Annotated in this window: 11 protein-coding genes; 2 read left to right on the top strand and 9 right to left on the bottom strand. The window is 62.7% G+C overall.

The window, feature by feature from the left end:
- Positions 1-70 precede the first annotated feature (70 nt).
- The 9 genes from ACQ651_RS11905 to ACQ651_RS11865 all read right to left on the bottom strand — a co-directional run bounded on the left by ACQ651_RS11905 (position 71) and on the right by ACQ651_RS11865 (position 11,484).
- Entirely contained in the window at positions 71-466 is a 396-nt protein-coding gene (locus tag ACQ651_RS11905) for a carbonic anhydrase (RefSeq protein ID WP_430449377.1), read from the bottom strand.
- Positions 466-1,026, bottom strand: a complete 561-nt coding sequence (locus ACQ651_RS11900) for a hemerythrin domain-containing protein (protein WP_227285140.1) — start codon at positions 1,024-1,026, stop codon at positions 466-468. Before ACQ651_RS11900 ends, ACQ651_RS11905 begins: the two co-directional genes overlap by 1 nt.
- A gap of 3 nt (positions 1,027-1,029) precedes the next feature.
- Positions 1,030-1,827, bottom strand: coding sequence for a peptidylprolyl isomerase (locus ACQ651_RS11895; protein WP_430449376.1), 798 nt, complete (start codon positions 1,825-1,827; stop codon positions 1,030-1,032).
- A 5-nt stretch (positions 1,828-1,832) separates the two neighbouring features.
- Positions 1,833-2,576, bottom strand: coding sequence for a respiratory nitrate reductase subunit gamma (gene narI, locus ACQ651_RS11890; RefSeq protein WP_227285138.1), 744 nt, complete (start codon positions 2,574-2,576; stop codon positions 1,833-1,835).
- Positions 2,577-2,588: 12 nt separating this feature from the next.
- Entirely contained in the window at positions 2,589-3,293 is a 705-nt protein-coding gene (gene narJ, locus ACQ651_RS11885) for a nitrate reductase molybdenum cofactor assembly chaperone (protein ID WP_375551659.1), read from the bottom strand.
- The gene (narH, locus tag ACQ651_RS11880) at positions 3,293-4,813 is read right to left on the bottom strand and encodes a nitrate reductase subunit beta (RefSeq protein ID WP_430449375.1); all 1,521 of its coding nucleotides are present in this window, start codon (positions 4,811-4,813) and stop codon (positions 3,293-3,295) included. Before narH ends, narJ begins: the two co-directional genes overlap by 1 nt.
- On the bottom strand, positions 4,810-8,544 hold the full coding sequence (locus tag ACQ651_RS11875) for a nitrate reductase subunit alpha (RefSeq protein WP_430449374.1): 3,735 nt from the start codon (positions 8,542-8,544) through the stop codon (positions 4,810-4,812). The genes narH and ACQ651_RS11875 overlap by 4 nt, the downstream gene beginning before the upstream one ends.
- Before the next feature lie 62 nt (positions 8,545-8,606).
- Positions 8,607-10,004: a NarK family nitrate/nitrite MFS transporter gene (locus ACQ651_RS11870; RefSeq protein WP_227285134.1), complete on the bottom strand. Its 1,398-nt coding sequence runs from the start codon at positions 10,002-10,004 to the stop codon at positions 8,607-8,609.
- A gap of 70 nt (positions 10,005-10,074) precedes the next feature.
- Positions 10,075-11,484, bottom strand: a complete 1,410-nt coding sequence (locus ACQ651_RS11865) for an MFS transporter (RefSeq protein ID WP_227285133.1) — start codon at positions 11,482-11,484, stop codon at positions 10,075-10,077.
- A gap of 253 nt (positions 11,485-11,737) precedes the next feature.
- Between ACQ651_RS11865 and ACQ651_RS11860 the strand changes: the two genes are divergently transcribed.
- Both ACQ651_RS11860 and ACQ651_RS11855 read left to right on the top strand, forming a co-directional pair.
- Positions 11,738-12,436, top strand: a complete 699-nt coding sequence (locus ACQ651_RS11860) for a helix-turn-helix domain-containing protein (protein ID WP_227285132.1) — start codon at positions 11,738-11,740, stop codon at positions 12,434-12,436.
- Positions 12,437-13,109: 673 nt separating this feature from the next.
- Complete coding sequence (locus ACQ651_RS11855) at positions 13,110-16,877, top strand: Hint domain-containing protein (RefSeq protein WP_430449373.1); 3,768 nt, start codon at positions 13,110-13,112, stop codon at positions 16,875-16,877.
- Positions 16,878-16,987 lie beyond the last annotated feature (110 nt).

The following is a 16,987-nucleotide window of genomic DNA, read 5'->3' as shown; positions in this document are numbered from 1 at the left end:
CGGTTCCGGGTTCCGTTGGATGGCGAAAGATATGTCGGCTGCGTGCGGTGTTGCGGGGGCATGGGGCCGGTCATGTCCCGCCTCTGGGTCTGGCGTGGTCTTTCGTGATCGTGCAGGAGAGATCCCGCAAAAGCCCGTCTTTCAGCCCGTGGATCGCAATGTCGTCGCTCCGTTGCCAGGCCCGGTGCAGGATCGGCGTTTCCGCGACCCGTCGGACGCCTTCGATCACGTTCAGCTCGGCAAGCTTGTCGCGCCGGCCTTCGATCGTTGCGATCCGCGACAGGTCGATGGTGTAGGCCCGCGCCAGCCGCCGGATCGGCTCCAGCCAGTGATCGGCCAGACCATGGGGCAGATCCTCGGTCGCGGCCCGGACACCGCCGCAGCCGTAATGGCCGCAGAGGATGATCTCGCGGCCGTTTCGGTCATCCGACCAGCGCCGTTTTCGGGTCAAGAGACGGGCAAGCATCACGGCGTATCCATCACCCGGTCCAGCCCGCGCCGTTGCAGCATCCGCAGGCGGAGCGAGCCAAGGTCGCCCCCGCCAAGACGCGCGCGGGCAATAGGCAGAACGATCCCGGTTTCCACGATGAGAACGCGCCGTGCCTGCCTGCTGAACGCGCTCAAGGTCTCGCGCCCGGATTTCGACAGGGGGGCGGGCCGTGTCCGCGCTCCGGCGCCGCCAAGGATGTCGATGACGCCCGGGATCATCTGCCGCAGCGCGCCGTGATCGGCCTGCAGCCCGTCAAGCACGCGCGCGATCCCGTCCTCCTGCGGGCAGCGGCGGCGCATGAGCGGGTGCAGATCATCATCGCTGTCGACCAGATGCGGCGGGAAGATGTGGGTCAGAAAGGCGATGATCCTCTGCGCAGCCGGGCCGTCCACGGCCCCGATCCGCACCAGCCCATCGATCTGATCGCAGATCTCCCTCGCCTGCCGGTGATCCTGCTCCAGAAAATCCAGCGGGTTTCCAAGCCGCCGGAATGTGCGGGGCGGTTCGGACGGGGATGGAGACGGACCGGGCGGCATGGGTCAGACCGGACGCATGTCGGTGCCGGTGATGCGGGCGGCCTCGACAAGGTTGGTGACAAACGCCCGTGCTGCTTCGGTCCACGCGGCTTTCTCCATCGCGTCGGAGATTTTCTGCCTGACCGCCGAATAGGGCAGCACCCGGCGCGGGCCAAGCGCATCCATCCGGATGACATGATATCCATGGCGGGTCAGAACCGGCTCGGGCGTGATCTCGGCCTCTGCAAGGCGGCGCAGGGCCGCTTCGAACTCGGGTACGGTGTCGCCGGGGCCAAGCTGGCCGAGCGCGCCACCGTTCGATCTGGATCCGCAGTCGGAGTTGTGGCGGGCGAGCTTGGCAAAACTATCCGGTGTTTCCAGCGCCAGAGATGTCAGGCCGGTGGCGCGGCTTCGCGCGCTCTCGCGCGCCGCCTTGTCGCGGGGGTCGCAGGCCACAAGGATGTGGGACACCTCCCAAAGGGGTGGGGTCCGGAACCGCGCCGGGTCCTTGCGCCATTCCGCGTCGATGGCGGCCTCTTCGGGCGGAGCGACGGCGATGACCGCGTCGAGAAGGCCCCGGATCAGGGCCTCCTCCTCGGTTTCGAAGCGGCCCGGCCCGATCTCGGCAGGATCCGCGACCAGCCCCCGCCGCGTGGCCTCCTGCAGCATCAGGGTGCGGATCGCGAGGGCCTGGGCGGCCTTGCGCCATGCGACGCCGGGTTTGCCTTTCGGCGCCTCGTGGTTCTGCGCTTCGGCGGCGATGCGGATCTGGGGGACCACCTCGCCATTGACGACCAGATCGGGGAAGAGCGCTGTTGCCATGTCGCCTACTCCGCCGGGGTCGATCCGGCCCGCTTGGGCAGGGGAGCCCGCCGCCGCGACCGCACGATCTGATAACCGGGTCGGAGCAGGAACCGGAATGGCGCGGCGAAGCCCGAGATCATATGCACCAGCCGTGTGAACGGGAACAGCGCCGTGATCAGGAGACCCAGGAAGATATGCGCCCGGTAAAGCCAGTGAACGTCGATCATCGTGGACCAGGCGTTGATGTTCCAGGTCAAGATGCTCTGGGACCAGGTCATGAAGCGGACCATTTCGGAGCCGTCCATATGTTGCAGCGTCTGCGTGATGGTCAGCAGTCCGATCGCCAGCTGCAGCCAGATCAGCACCATGATGCCGATATCGGCAAAGCTGGATGTGGCACGGATGCGGGGGTCCACCAGCCGCCGGTGCAGAAGGATCGTCGAGCCGATCAGCGCGGCAATCCCGGCCGGGCCGCCGATGACAACCGCCATCCACTGCTTGAACCAATAGGGAATGCCCACCGCGTCCAGCACCCAGACCGGCGTGAACAATCCGATCAGGTGCCCGAGGAACACGGTGATGATGCCGACATGGAACAGGATCGACCCCCATATCAGCTGCTTGCGGCGCAAGAGCTGGCTGGAGGAGCTTTTCCAGGTGAAGGGATCGCGTTCATACCTTGCGATGGAGCCCACCACGAGGATGGTCAACGCCGCGTAGGGCATGATCCCGAAGATGATGAAGTCGATATCGAGATTGGAAAACATGGGTCTTCCTCCCTATTCGGCCGCGTGATGCGGGGCGGGGGTGACGGGCGTATCGATGCGCGACAGCATTTCGCGCACTTGCGGGCAGCCGGCGTTGGGGTCTGGGCCGAAAACGACCTCGCTTTCTTCCCAGACGGCATCGAGCGCCTCCAGATCGTTCGGATCCGTCTCGGGCTCGTTCAGAAGGTCGCGCACCGCCTCGATATCGGCGGTTCGGCCGGAAAGCTGTAAAAGAGCGGCGAACGCGGCGGCATATGGGCTTTCCCGGCGGTCCAGCCGTTTGGCCAGAGCCTGAAAGATATGCGCCGCGTCCGCCAAGGTATCCTGAGCCTCCGCGAAGGGTTGGGTGGCCAGGAATTCCAGCAAAACCGGAAGGTGATCGGGCAATTCGGAGGTGACCGGTTCGAAACCCGCGTCGCGGTAGGTTTCCATAAGGCTGACCATTGCGCCCCCCCGGTCCCGGCTTTCGCCATGGACATGCTCGAAGAGGTTGAGCGAGAGGGTGCGCGAGCGGTCGAACAGCATCACGAACCGTTCTTCCAGATCGTAGATGTCGCTTTGCGCGATATCCTCCACCAGCGGGCGAAGGGCCCTGCGGGTGGCCGCGGTCAGCCGGGTGTCGGAGGCGAGCACGCCGCCGATCTCGGGCATGGCCTCCTGCAGCGCCCGGGTGGGGTAGCTGAGGATCAGCGAGAGAGATTTCAGCGTCCGGTCCATTACATCGCCTCCGGCATTTTCAGGGGTTTCTTCTTGCCGCCGAACAGCGAGCCCTTGCTGATGCCCGGAGAGCAGCCATTGGTGTCGGTGAAGCCGCAGCCGCCCCGCAGATCATAGGCCTCTTCGACCTGTTCGCGGTGCGTGGTGGGGATCACGAAACGATCCTCGTAATCGGCCAAAGCCATGATTTTATACATGTCTTCGATCACCCGGCCGGACAGGCCGACACGGGCGGCCACGCCTTCGTCGATCACGCCGTCCACGGTCTTGGCCCGCATATAGGCCCGCATCGCCAGCATCCGTTCAAGCGCGGTGACCACGGGCGCTTCATCTCCGGCGGTCAGCATGTTGGCGAGATACCGTACCGGAATGCGGAGCGACTGAACATCCGGCATGTCGCCATCGGTGCCGATCTTTCCGGCCTCGGCGGCGTTCTGGATCGGGCTGAGCGGCGGGATGTACCAGACCATCGGCAGCGTGCGGTATTCCGGATGCAGCGGGAAGGCGACTTTCCATTCCATCGCCATCTTCCAGATCGGGCTTTCCTGCGCGGCCTTGATCCAATCCTCGGGGATACCGTCGGCGCGGGCCGTTTCGATCACCACCGGATCGTTGGGGTCGAGGAAGACGCCAAGCTGCGCGTCATAGAGATCCTGCGTGTCCTCCATATTCGCCGCTTCCTCGATCTTGTCGGCGTCGTAGAGCATCACGCCCAGATAGCGGATGCGCCCCACGCAGGTTTCCGAACAGACTGTGGGGTTGCCGCTTTCGATCCGCGGGTAGCAGAGCGTGCATTTCTCGGATTTGCCGCTTTCCCAGTTGTAATAGACCTTCTTGTAGGGACAGCCGGAGACGCACATCCGCCAGCCCCGGCATTTCTCCTGATCGATCAGAACGATGCCGTCTTCCTCGCGTTTGTAGATCGCCCCGGACGGGCAGGAGGCCGCGCAGGTCGGGTTGAGGCAATGTTCGCACAATCGCGGGAGATACATCATGAAGGTGTTTTCGTACTCGCCGTAGATCTCCTTCTGGATGCCCTCGAAATTGTAATCCTGAGACCGTTTGGCGAACTCGCCCCCAAGGATCTCCTCCCAGTTGGGGCCCTTTTCGATCTTTTCGATCCGCTCGCCGGTGATCTTCGAAAACGGCCGCGCGGTCGGAAACGCCTTCATCTCGGGCGCGGATTTCAGGTGGTCATAGTCGAAATCGAACGGCTCGTAGTAATCGTCGATCTCGGGCAGGTCGGGATTGCCGAAGACGTTCGACAGGATCCGCCATTTGCTGCCCTGTTTGGGATGCAGCTTGCCCGATTTCGACCGTTCCCAACCGCCGTTCCAGCGGGCCTGATTTTCCCAGTCGGTGGGGTATCCGGTGCCCGGCTTGGTTTCGACATTGTTGAACCAGGCGTATTCAACGCCCTCGCGGCTGGTCCAGACGTTCTTGCAGGTGACCGAACAGGTGTGACACCCGATGCATTTGTCCAGGTTCAGGACCATGCCGATTTGTGCGCGGATCCTCATGCCTTTGCCTCCGTTCCGGTGGCGGGAGCGTCGAGCCAGTCGACCTTCCGCATTTTTCTGACAATCACGAATTCATCGCGGTTCGATCCGACGGTGCCGTAGTAGTTGAAGCCGTAGGATTGCTGCGCATAGGCGCCGATCATATGGGTCGGTTTCAGCGTCGCGCGGGTGACGGAGTTATGAATGCCGCCGCGGTTTCCGGTCTTTTCGGAGCCGGGCGTGTTCACGATCTTCTCCTGGGCGTGATACATGAAGATCGTGCCGTTCTTCATGCGCTGAGACACGACCGCCCGCGCCGTCAGCGCGCCGTTGACGTTGTAGGCCTCGACCCAGTCGTTATCGGCGATGCCCACGCTTTTGGCGTCCGCCTCGCTGATCCAGACCACCGGGCCGCCCCGGTTCAGCGTGAGCATCAGCAGGTTGTCGGAATAGGTGGAATGGATCCCCCATTTCTGGTGGGGGGTGATGAAGTTCAGCACCAGATGCGGCTCGCCCGTGTCGGTGTTCACCTCATCGGTGATCGTTTTGAGGTCCACCGGCGGGCGGTAGGACATGAAGCCCTCGCCGAAGGCCCGCATCCAGAGATGATCCTGATAGAGCTGCTGGCGCCCTGTCAGCGTGCGCCACGGGATCAGCTCGTGCACGTTGGTGTAGCCAGCGTTGTAGCAGACCTTTTCGCTCTCAAGACCGGACCATGTGGGCGAGGAGATGATCTTGCGCGGTTGCGCCGCGATATCGCGGAAGCGGATTTTCTCATCCTCCTTGGGCAGCGCCAGATGCGCGTGCTCGCGGCCCGTGGCTTTCGACAGCGCCTCCCAGGCCTTCACCGCCACCTCGCCATTGGTTTCGGGGGCCAGCATCAGAACGACCTCGCTGGCGTCGATATCGGTGAGGATTTTCGCGCAGCCCTTCGCCGGGCCGTCCTGCCATTCGCCGTTGAGCTCGCGCAGATGCTGAACCTCGGTCTCGGTGTTCCAGCTGATGCCCTTGCCGCCGTTGCCGATCTTGTCCATTAGCGGTCCAAGGGCGACGAAACGGTCGTAAAGCGCCGGGTAGTCCCGCTCCACCGCCACGAAGTTCGGGGCGGTCTTGCCGGGGATCAGGTCGCATTCGCCCGCCTTCCAGTCCTTCACCTGGTCCTGGGCGATCTCGCCCGGCGTATCGTGCAGGATCGGCACCGCGACGATATCGGTCTCGCGGCCCAGAACCTCGGGCGCCACCTCCTGAAACTTCCTGGCGATCGCCTTGAAGATCTCCCAGTCCGATTTGCTTTCATAGGCCGGGTCCACCGCCGCCTGCAGAGGGTGGATGAACGGGTGCATGTCCGAAGTGTTGAGGTCGTTCTTCTCGTACCAGCTGGCCGTGGGCAGAACGATATCGGAATAGACCGCCGTGGTGGACATTCGGAAATCGATGGTCACCAGCAGGTCGAGCTTTCCGCGCGGCGCCTCCTCGTGCCATTTGGCCTCCCGCGGCAATTGCTTGCCTTCCTCGCCCAGATCCTTGCCCAGAACGCCGTGATCTGTGCCAAGCAGGTGCTTGAGAAAGTATTCGTGGCCCTTGCCGGAGGACCCCAGAAGGTTCGAGCGCCAGACAAACAGGTTGCGCGGCCAGTTCTCGGGCGCGTCCGGATCTTCGCAGGACATCTCAAGCGCGCCGGATTTCAGCTGTTCGCTGACATAGGCCGGGATCTCCTTGCCGGCGTCCTTCGCCGCCTTCGCAACCTCCAGCGGATTGGTCTTGAGCTGCGGGGCAGACGGCAGCCAGCCCATCCGCTCGGCGCGGATATTGTAGTCGATCATCGTGACATCCCAGTCGCCATCCGGCGCCGTGGGCGAGATGATCTCGTTCGCCGTCAGTTGCTCGTAGCGCCACTGATCCGTATGCGCGTACCATGCGGAGGTGGAATTCATGTGCCGGGGCGGGCGTCCCCAGTCCAGCGCGAAGGCGAGCGGCAGCCAGCCGGTTTGCGGGCGCAGTTTCTCCTGACCCACGTAATGGGCCCAGCCCCCGCCGGACTGGCCCACGCAGCCGCACATCACCAGCATGTTGATGACGCCGCGATAGTTCATGTCCATGTGATACCAGTGGTTCATCGCCGCGCCGATGATGACCATGGATTTGCCCCTCGTCTTTTCGGCGTTCAGGGCGAACTCGCGGGCCACATGGATGATCTTGTCGGCAGGGACACCGGTGATTTTCGCCGCCCAGGCCGGGGTGCCCGGAACCTCATCGGCGTAGTCTGCGGCGACCCAGTCCCCGCCAAGTCCACGGTCAAGCCCGTAATTGGCGCAGAAGAGGTCGAATACGGTGGCCACAAGCATCTCGCCGTCCGCCGTCTGCACCTTGCGGACCGGGATGTTGCGGGTCAGCACATCGGGATGGTCCGCGTCGGTGGCAAATTCCGGCGTGGCCTCGCCCCCGAAATAGGGGAAATCGACGCCCACGACATCGTCATGATCCTCATCCAGGATCAGCGATATCTTCAGTTCGGTTTCCGTCGCGCCGGCGCGTTCCTCAAGGTTCCATTCACCGTCTTCGCCCCACCGGTAGCCGATGGAGCCGTTGGGCGCGACCATCCTGCCGGAGATCGCGTCCAGCGCGACGGTTTTCCATTCCGGGTTGTTCTCTTCGCCCAGCTTGCCGTCCAGATCGTCGGCGCGCAGGAAACGGCCCGGGATCAGGCGGCCGTCTTTCCGGTCCAGCTTCACCAGCATCGGGAAATCGCTGTATCTTCGGGTGTATTCCTCGAAATACTCGGCCTGACGGTCCAGATGGAACTCGCGCAGGATCACATGGCCGAAGGCCATGGCGAGGGCCGCATCGGTGCCCTGTTTCACGTTCAGCCAGACATCGCCGAACTTTGCGGCTTCGGAATAGTCCGGGCAGATCACCGCGGATTTGGTGCCGCGATAGCGCGCCTCGGTATAGAAATGGGCATCTGGCGTCCGGGTCTGTGGCACGTTCGAGCCCCAGATCAGCAGGTAGCCCGCGTTGTACCAGTCGGCCGATTCCGGCACGTCGGTCTGCTCGCCCCAGGTCATCGGCGAGGCTGGCGGAAGGTCGCAATACCAGTCGTAGAACGACATGCAGACGCCACCCAGAAGCGACAGGTAGCGCGAGCCCGCGGCGTAGGAGATCATCGACATCGCGGGGATCGGGGAGAAACCGAACACCCGGTCGGGCCCGTAGGTCTTGGCGGTGTAGGCGTTGGCCGCCGCCGTGATCTCGGTCGCCTCGTCCCAGCTTGCGCGGACGAACCCGCCCTTGCCGCGGGTTTCCACGTAGGAGGCGCGCAGGATCGGATCGGCCTGCAGTTTGCTCCACGCTTCGATCGGGCTCAACGTCTCCCGCATCTTGCGCCAGACCTTCATCAGCCGACCGCGCACCAGCGGGTTTTTCACCCGGTTGGCGGAGTAGAGATACCAGCTGTAGCTTGCGCCGCGCGCACAACCCCGCGGCTCGTGATTGGGCAGATCGGGCCGGGTGCGCGGATAATCGGTTTGCTGCGTCTCCCAGGTGACGATCCCGGATTTGACGTAGATCTTCCAGGAACATGACCCGGTGCAGTTTACCCCATGGGTCGACCGGACGACCTTGTCGTGCCGCCAGCGGTTCCGGTAGGTCTCCTCCCAATCGCGGTTTTCGCGGGTGACCTGTCCATGGCCGTCCGAAAACTGCTCCAGTTCCTTGGATTGCAGGAAGTTCAATCTGTCGAGCAAGTGGCTCATTTGGCTGTCTCCTAGAAGCGGGGGCCGCGCCGCCTGAACGGCGCAGCGGATGTTTCATTGGTTCAGCAGGGAACCGGCGCGTTCTTGCGGCTGTAGTAGATCCAGCAGATCACCGCGCAGATCGCGTAGAAGCCGAGGAACGCCCAGAGCGCGCCGTTCGGGGCCCCGGTCATCGAGATCGACGTGCCGTAGAGCTTGGGGATGAAGAAGGCGCCGTAGGCGGCGATGGCCGAGGTGAAGGCGATGATCGCGGCACTCTCGCGCTCGATCATCCGCTGCGACGCGGTGGCATCGAGTTGCGGTTCAACACGCGGGATCTCCTGTTTCATGATCGAGGGGATCATCTGGAAGGTCGACGCATTGCCGACGCCCGTCAGGAAGAACAGCGCCATGAAGCAGGCGAAGAAGCCCCAGAAGTTGCCGCTTGGCGAGGCCTCGGACGGCAGGAACTGCAGCACGCCGAAGACCGCGACGATCATGCCGAGGAACACCCAGAAGGTCACCCGTCCGCCGCCGAACTTGTCCGACACCCAGCCCGTGGCCGCGCGGCTGAGCGCGCCGACAAGCGGGCCGAGGAAGGCGAATTGCAAGGCGTCGACTTCCGGAAACTGGGTCCGCATCAAGAGAGGGAAGCCCGCCGCATAACCGATGAACGACCCGAACGTGCCGGTGTAGAGGATGCACATCACCCAGTTGTGGTACCGCTTGAGGATCGAAAGCTGGTCGCCGAGCGAGGCCTTGGCATCGGCGATATCGTTCATGCCGAACCAGGCGGCGATGGCGCTGACCGCCAGGAACGGGACCCATATGAAGCCCGCATTCTGCAGGAACAGCTGCCCGCCGTCGCTGAGTTGCTGCGGTTCGCCGCCGATGGCGCCGAACACGCCCATGGTGATGACCAGCGGAACCACGAACTGCATGACCGAAACGCCGAGATTGCCGAGCCCCGCATTCAGCGCCAGCGCGTTGCCCTTGGTTTTCTTCGGATAGAAATAGGCGATATTGGCCATGGAGGAGGCGAAGTTGCCGCCGCCGAAGCCGCACATCAGCGCCAGGAGCAGGAAGGTGACATAGCTGGTGTCCGGGTTCTGGATCGCGAAACCGATACCAAGCGCGGGCAGGAGCAGCGACGCGGTGGAGATCGCCGTCCATTTGCGACCACCGAAGATCGGCACCATGAAGCTGTAGAAGATCCTGAGCGTGGCCCCGGACAAGCCGGGCAGGGCGGCCAGCCAGAACCTCTCCCCCACCGAGAAATCGAACCCGATGGCGGGCATCTTCGCGACGACGACGGACCAGACCATCCAGACCGAAAAGGCAAGAAGAAGGTTCGGGATCGAGATCCAGAGATTTCGGGTGGCGATGGCTTTGCCGGTCGTCTCCCAGAACTGGGGATCCTCCGGGCGCCAGTCGGTCAGCACTGGGCCGCGATTGGCTGTTGGTGTCGAGGTGCTCGCCATTGGAAAGGTCCTTTCGGCGGTTGTCGGTTGGTGGGCAGGCCGCATCGGGTACGGCCCCTTGGAAGATGTGTTACTGGGCGGGTGTCCGGCCCTCGCGTCTGGCAAGGGCGATCAGGCCCTGATCCAGCGCGGCGTTGGCTTTTTCGGCCCGTCTGCGCAGGGTTTCGATATTGGCCGCGGCAAAGGCCGCCCGCTCCTCGTCTTCCTGCCGGGTCGAAAAGCGCACAAGGAAGGCCAGGAAAGACGCGCAGGTCACGATCACGCCGAGGATGAAGAAGGCCTCCGACCAGTCGATGACGTTCTTGAACAGAAACCCTGCCAGAACCGCGCCCGCATTGCCGCCCGCGCCCACGACGCCGGCCACGGCACCAAGGGCCTTCTTGTTGATGAACGGGACCACCGAATAGGTCGCGCCCTCGGCCATCTGCGTGAAGAAAGAGAAAACGATCAGCGAGGGCAGCGCCAGGAACAGCACGCTCATCTGGCTGAAGACCATCAAAGCGCAGCCTTCGAAGAACAGGCAGATGAACAGCCAGAACGCCCGCCCTCTCAGGCCCCAGAGCGAGCCGAAATTGTCGCCGAAAATACCGCCGAGGGTCCGGGCGAACAGGTTCATCAAGCCGAAGGAGGCCGCAACGAAGCCCGCAGTCACGAGGTTCAGATCGAAGTAATCCATGAAGTAGAGGGCGGCGACATTGTTCACCGTCAGTTCGATGCCGAAACAGGCGCCATAGATCACGAAGAGAACCCAGACGCGGGGGTCCTTCAGCGCATGCATGTAGTTGCCGGTGACTTTCTTCTTCTCTTCCATCCGGCCCTGCGCGCGCAGGTCGTCGAAATTGCCGTCAGGTGCGTCCTGCGTCAGAAAGTAATAGGCGATGCCGGTCAAAAAGATGATCACGCCGACCACGACCATCGACAGCCGCCAGCCGACCGCTTCGGAAAACCCGAACCCGATGACCATGACGGAGAAGAGAAGCGGCATGACGAACTGCGTGACGCCGCCACCCAGATTGCCCCACCCCGCCGAGGTGGCGTTTGCCTGGCCGACCACGTTGGGCGCGAACATGACGGAGGTATGATACTGCGTGATCACGAAGGCCGCTCCGATGCCGCCGATCAGCACGCGGAACAGCAGGAAGGTCTCGAAGCTTTGTGCAAGGCCGATGCCCATCACCGGAAGCGAACCAACCAGCAACAGCCAAGTATAGGACTTGCGCGGTCCGATCCGGTCGCAGAGCCAGCCGATGAAGAGTCGCGCGAAGATGGTCATCGAGACCGACCCGATGATCGCCCATCCGATCTGTTCCGGGGTCAGTTGCAACTCGTCGCGCACGACGCTCATCAGCGGAGCGATGCCGAACCAGGCGAAGAAGCACGAGAAGAAGGCGAACCACGTCATGTGGAAGGTCCTGATCTGCACCATCTTCACGTTGAGGAAATTCGACCATAACGCCGTGGCCTTGTTCTGTAGCTCCATCTCGGTCCCTCCAAGCGTCTGGCACATATGCGCAAGCGCCGTATCTGGGGGGCACAAGGGCGCCGGATTTCTGCGTTACGGCTTGATGCAGATCAAGAAAGGGGATTTTTCCGTTTAAAATAAATGGACTAGGGAAATACTTCATGCCCTCCGGATGCGCGTATCAATTGCGGGCGAAAGAGTTGCATGGGATCTGTTTGACATTTATCAAGTTTGCTGAAAGCAATTGTTATGTGGCACCTTTGGGGGACCGATGCGCGACAACGACGTTCCGGAGATTCGCTCCCTGCCGCTGTTCCAAGAGATGGAGGACGAGAATTTCGAGGCGCTGATCCGCGGCGCCTATGTCCAGACCTTTCCGCCACAGGTCGAATTGATCACCGAGGGCGATCCCGCGGATTTCCTGCATGTGGTGATTTCCGGCAGTGTGGAGCTGTTCGCGGCCTGGAACAGGCGACAGACGACCATGGCGACCGTGCGCCCGATCTCCACCTTCATACTGGCAGCGACGATCAAGGATGCGCCCTACCTGATGTCGGCGCGTACCATGGAGAAAAGCCGGCTGGTGCTGATCCCGTCGATGGATGTGCGCGACGTGTTCGAAACCGACAGCCGCTTTGCCCGCGCCGTCGTCAGCGAACTGGCCCAATGCTACCGTTCGGTCGTGAAGAACACCAAGGATCTGAAGCTACGCAGCTCCATCGAGCGGCTGGCGAACTACATCCTGCGCATTCACATGACCCATGACCGCGCGATGCAATTCGATTTGAATCTTGAAAAGCGCCGTCTTGCGTCTTTTCTGGGCATGACGTCGGAAAACCTGTCTCGGGCCATCAAGTCCCTGCGACCCTATGGCGTTGAGATTGACGGCCAGAGGGTCACCATCACCGATCTGGCGGATCTGGAGCAATTGGCCAAGCCAAGCCCGCTGATCGATGATTACTCGATCTGACCCGGGTATCGCATCCTGTCAGGCCCCGGGGCCCGTCTGACCGCTCAAGACGCGAATCGATGGCCCGGACGATGTTTCGGGGATCTCGACTGTGACTTGCCGTTGAAATCATTGTCGCGCTTCAGGAAACGAACGACGGCGGGGCGGAGCGATCAGCGGAAAAAAGTTAACGCCTTGCTCGCCTTGGATCGACTGGTTTCCGTTCTCGGGACAGTGGTCGCGCGATTGAAGCGCATTACTCGAAAACTTGACTAAAAGTCTTTTCATTACAGGTGATTGCCTTTCCGGTTTTCATTGTGCGGTTGCGCGCGCCGAAACAATTCGGAGGGGTCGCGGAGCTTCCCGGCGGGTATTGCGACCCTCCGAATTCCGGCTTCGCAGCGGTTTCCATAGCACCTGTCGAAAAAGGGGGCTTTTCTGGAAACGGTTCCGGTTTTACCCAAGTCTCGTGCGCTTGAGGGTTAGAGGGACAACTGCCGTGGAGCGCATGGCCGGCCATCAGAACGGTGCCCGGCGACGGTGCGGTTCCGGGGGCGATACCTCGGCTTGCAACCACATGTGACGAACCGGGGCGGCGTGCGCCTCATGTAGTGGCGGGCATCTTCGGAGCCTGCGTAACAGCTCTGTCTGCGGCGTGCACCCGTGGCCCGAGATGGTAGAAAGTAGGCTTGGTATGAGCGGCAAGAAAGACGGCGTCGTCGGCGGGACGAATGGCAGCGATTACATCTCCTCCTATTACACGGATCGAAACGGCGACCGCATCGACGGGCGCGATGCGATCAGCGGGCGCATCGGCTCCGACGACGACAAGGTGGTTGCCGGAGACGGCAATGACACCGTCCGCGCCGGCAGTGGCGATGACACGGTCTATGGCGGGCGCGGCAATGACGATCTCAGAGGCGGCAGTTCGGAGGATTCGCTGATCGGCGGTTCCGGGAACGATCGCATCTACGGCGAAGACGGCAATGACGTGCTGAAAGGCGATACGACCGACGTCAATATCACGCCGGGCAGCACCAAAACCGAGATCTTCCGCTGGAGCCATCTGGGATATCGCGACGAGCAGTCCATCGAAGGCACGACCGTCCATCAGGACACGGGCGATGTGGATGTCTGGGTGTCGACGCCGTCGCGGTCCTCCATCGAGACGGAATTCGAAAGCCAATCGATCAATACCGGCGGCATCTCGGGCCTTGGCGGCAACTCCAGCCTCGAATCCGATGCGACGAACGGTGACAACGGCACCTACACGATGACGTTCTCGAAGGATGTATCGAACGTTCAGTTCACCATCTCGGATATCGACCAGGACGTGGAGTTCGTCAAAGTCTGGGCGGTGGCCGCCAATGGCAGCCGGGTCGAAGTCGATCTGAACCTAGGCAGCAACCTGTATCGGTACGGCGACCAGATCAGGGCCTATAACGACAACGATACAAGCTCCACCTCGGGCCCCGGCACCGCCGTTGTGACCATCGACGGCCCGATCCGCGCGCTCTACATCCAGCATGCCGATGACGATTCAGGCTTCTTCTCGAACTCCAAGATCTACATTTCGGACGTGAAGTTCGACCGGATCATCGATGACACATACACCTACAGCACGGCCCGCTCGGGCGACGACACGCTTTACGGCGGCGATGGCAATGACACGATTTATGGCGACGGCGGCAACGACCGGCTCTACGGCAATAACCACGATGACAAGCTCTATGGCGGAAGCGGCGACGATACGCTGATCGGCGGCAGCGGGGCCGACCGGGTTTACGGCGGCAACGACCGCGACGTGATCCATGGCGCCCAGGGCGATTACATCGATGGCGGTTCGGGCGGCAACGACCACGATGTGCTGGACTTGACCGGTCAGGGCAAATTCTATCTCGCGGGCCCCGACGGAACCGGCCAGCCGGTCGCGGATGCCAATGGCAACGGTCTGAACGGGCGCGTCATCTTCGTCGATGCGGAGGGCAAGCCAACCGGCGCGAAGATCGATTTCGTCGAGATCGAGGAGGTGCGAGACGAAAATGTCGGCACCGGGCCCGATGCGAACGACGATGCGTTCGGCACGGGCGAGGATGATGCCGCCGCGGTGCTGGGCAATATTCTGGGCAATGACAGCAATCCGCTGAGCACCTCGCTCAGCGTGACGGCGGTGAACGGCGCCGCCGATGGTGTGGGCGCCGAGATTGCCGGTGGTGACGGCGGCGTTTTCACCGTCAATGCCGACGGAACCCTGCGGTTCGACCCGAAGGACGATTTCAACGGTCTGGGCGAAGGGGAGACCGCCACCACCTCTGTCACCTATTCCGTCGATGACGGGAATGGCGGCACCGATACGGCCACAGTCGTGGTGACGGTCAAAGGGGCCAATGACGGCCCGGTCGCGGTCGGCAATGCCTATACCGTGGAGCGGGGCGAGGGCGCGGGCGATGTAGACGGCAACGCGCTGACCGATGATACGGGCGCCGGGATCGACAGCGACGCCGAAGGTGACGTGTTGAGCGTCGTCGGCGTGGGCGCCCCCACGGGCAATGTGGGCGCGCCGGTTGCGGGCGACAATGGCGGCCTATTCACCATCAATGCGGATGGCAGCGTGGATTTCTCCGCCGACGGAGAGTTCGACGGTCTTGGCCTCAACCAGACGGCCACGACCTCCGTCACCTACACCGTTGCCGACGGGACTGGCGCAACCTCGACCGCGACGGTGAGCTTCACCGTCAAAGGCATCAATAACGGTATCGTCGAAGGCACCGATAGCGCCGACACCATCGTGCCCGGCTACGTCGACAGCGATGGCGACATCGCCGATGGCAACGACGCGATCCTGCCCGGCGATACGGGCGACGACGATCTGATCCGGGGCTTCGGCGGGAACGACGTGATCGATGCGGGCGCGGGCGATGACCGGGTCGAGGGCGGCACGGGCAACGATACCATTGATGGCAATGTCGGAGATGATGCGCTTCAGGGCGGTGCGGGCGATGACAAGATCACCGGCGGGGAAGGCAGCGACGAGATCGCGGGCGATGACGGCAACGATGTGATCAATGCCGGCAATGACGTGGACCCGGCCTTCGACACGCCCTATCCGGGCTTCGGCACGCCCGACGCCGACCCGAATGACGACAAGGACACGGTTTTCGGCGGCACCGGCGACGACACGATCACGACCGGCGACGATGCCGACAGCATCGATGGTGGCGCGGGCAGCGACGTTATCGACGCCGGGATCGACGATGATACGGTAACCGGCGGCACCGGCGATGACATAATCACCGGCGGTGAAGGGTCCGACCTTATCGACGGGGGCGAGGGCCACGATCTGATCTATGGCGGTCTCGACAACGATCTGTTCGACATTCCCGATGATAGCGACCTGTTGCCCGGCAACAATATCGATACGATTACCGGCGGCGCGGGCAACGATACGATTTTCGGCCGCGATGACGACGATGTGCTGTCTGGCGGCACGGGCGACGATTTGATCGACGGCGGCGTCGACGAAGACAGCATCGATGGCGGCGAGGGCGACGACCGGTTGCTTGGCGGTCAGGGCGCCGACACGATCAGAGGCGGCGCCGGTGACGACACGATCACCGGCGGGCAGGACGCCGACCAGCTTTCCGGCGGTCTGGGCAACGATCTGTTCGTCGGCGGCAGCGGCGGCGACCATGTGGTCGGCGGTGAAGACCCGGATCTGGACGGTGACGGCTTTTCCGACGACACCGATGTGCTGGACGTCTCGGGCGAAAACGTGGAGCGTATCGAGTACGATCCGAACAATTCCGAAAAGGGGACGGTGTTCTTCGCGGACGGGTCGACCATGACCTTCGAGGAGATCGAGAAGGTCATTCCCTGCTTCACGCCGGGCACCACCATCATGACCCCGTGCGGCGAACGGCTGGTGGAGGAGTTGCAGGTCGGTGACCGGGTCATCACCCGTGACAACGGCATTCAGAAAATCTCCTGGGTTGGGCAGAAGGGTCTGAACGGCAAAGCCCTTGCAGCCAATCCGCATCTCAGACCGATCCTGATCAGGGCCGGCTCTCTGGGAGGCGACCTGCCCGAGCGGGACATGCTGGTCAGCCCGAACCACCGGCTTCTCATCGCGAACGAGATCGCACAGGTCCATTTCGACAATCGCGAGGTTCTGGTGGCGGCAAAGCATATGGTGGGTGCCAATGGCATCAAACAGGTCCCCGTCGCGGAAACGACCTATATGCACTTCATGTTCGAGCAGCATCAGGTGGTGTTGTCCAACGGCGCATGGACCGAGAGCTTCCAGCCCGGCGACTACACGCTGAAGGGCATCGACCAAAGCCAGCGGAACGAGATTTTCGAGCTGTTCCCCGAGCTTGCGACGAAAGATGGAGTGTCGGGCTACCACGCGGCGCGCAAGACCCTGAAGGCTTTCGAAGCACGCTTCTTGCTGGCAGAGCGCTGAAACCGGGACCCCCCAGCCCACAACGCCTTTGCCGGCAGAACCCCGGCCCCGCCCCCTGATCTGTTGGGGGCGCGGGCCGGGATCCTGCGTTTCCGCGCGATCCTCCTCCA

The organism is Rhodophyticola sp. (genome assembly GCF_965284195.1).
Classification (GTDB): Bacteria; Pseudomonadota; Alphaproteobacteria; order Rhodobacterales; family Rhodobacteraceae; genus Rhodophyticola.
The sequence above is the reverse complement of the archived record's forward strand: the minus strand, read 5'-3'. Positions and strand labels throughout refer to the sequence as shown.

Coding starts and splice junctions, on each gene's coding strand:
- ACQ651_RS11905 (WP_430449377.1), bottom strand. CDS start 466: ATGCTTGCCCGTCTCTTGACCCGAAAACGGCGCTGGTCGGATGACCGA.
- ACQ651_RS11900 (WP_227285140.1), bottom strand. CDS start 1,026: ATGCCGCCCGGTCCGTCTCCATCCCCGTCCGAACCGCCCCGCACATTC.
- ACQ651_RS11855 (WP_430449373.1), top strand. CDS start 13,110: ATGAGCGGCAAGAAAGACGGCGTCGTCGGCGGGACGAATGGCAGCGAT.
- ACQ651_RS11875 (WP_430449374.1), bottom strand. CDS start 8,544: ATGAGCCACTTGCTCGACAGATTGAACTTCCTGCAATCCAAGGAACTG.
- narJ (WP_375551659.1), bottom strand. CDS start 3,293: ATGGACCGGACGCTGAAATCTCTCTCGCTGATCCTCAGCTACCCCACC.
- ACQ651_RS11865 (WP_227285133.1), bottom strand. CDS start 11,484: ATGGAGCTACAGAACAAGGCCACGGCGTTATGGTCGAATTTCCTCAAC.
- ACQ651_RS11895 (WP_430449376.1), bottom strand. CDS start 1,827: ATGGCAACAGCGCTCTTCCCCGATCTGGTCGTCAATGGCGAGGTGGTC.
- narH (WP_430449375.1), bottom strand. CDS start 4,813: ATGAGGATCCGCGCACAAATCGGCATGGTCCTGAACCTGGACAAATGC.
- ACQ651_RS11870 (WP_227285134.1), bottom strand. CDS start 10,004: ATGGCGAGCACCTCGACACCAACAGCCAATCGCGGCCCAGTGCTGACC.
- narI (WP_227285138.1), bottom strand. CDS start 2,576: ATGTTTTCCAATCTCGATATCGACTTCATCATCTTCGGGATCATGCCC.
- ACQ651_RS11860 (WP_227285132.1), top strand. CDS start 11,738: ATGCGCGACAACGACGTTCCGGAGATTCGCTCCCTGCCGCTGTTCCAA.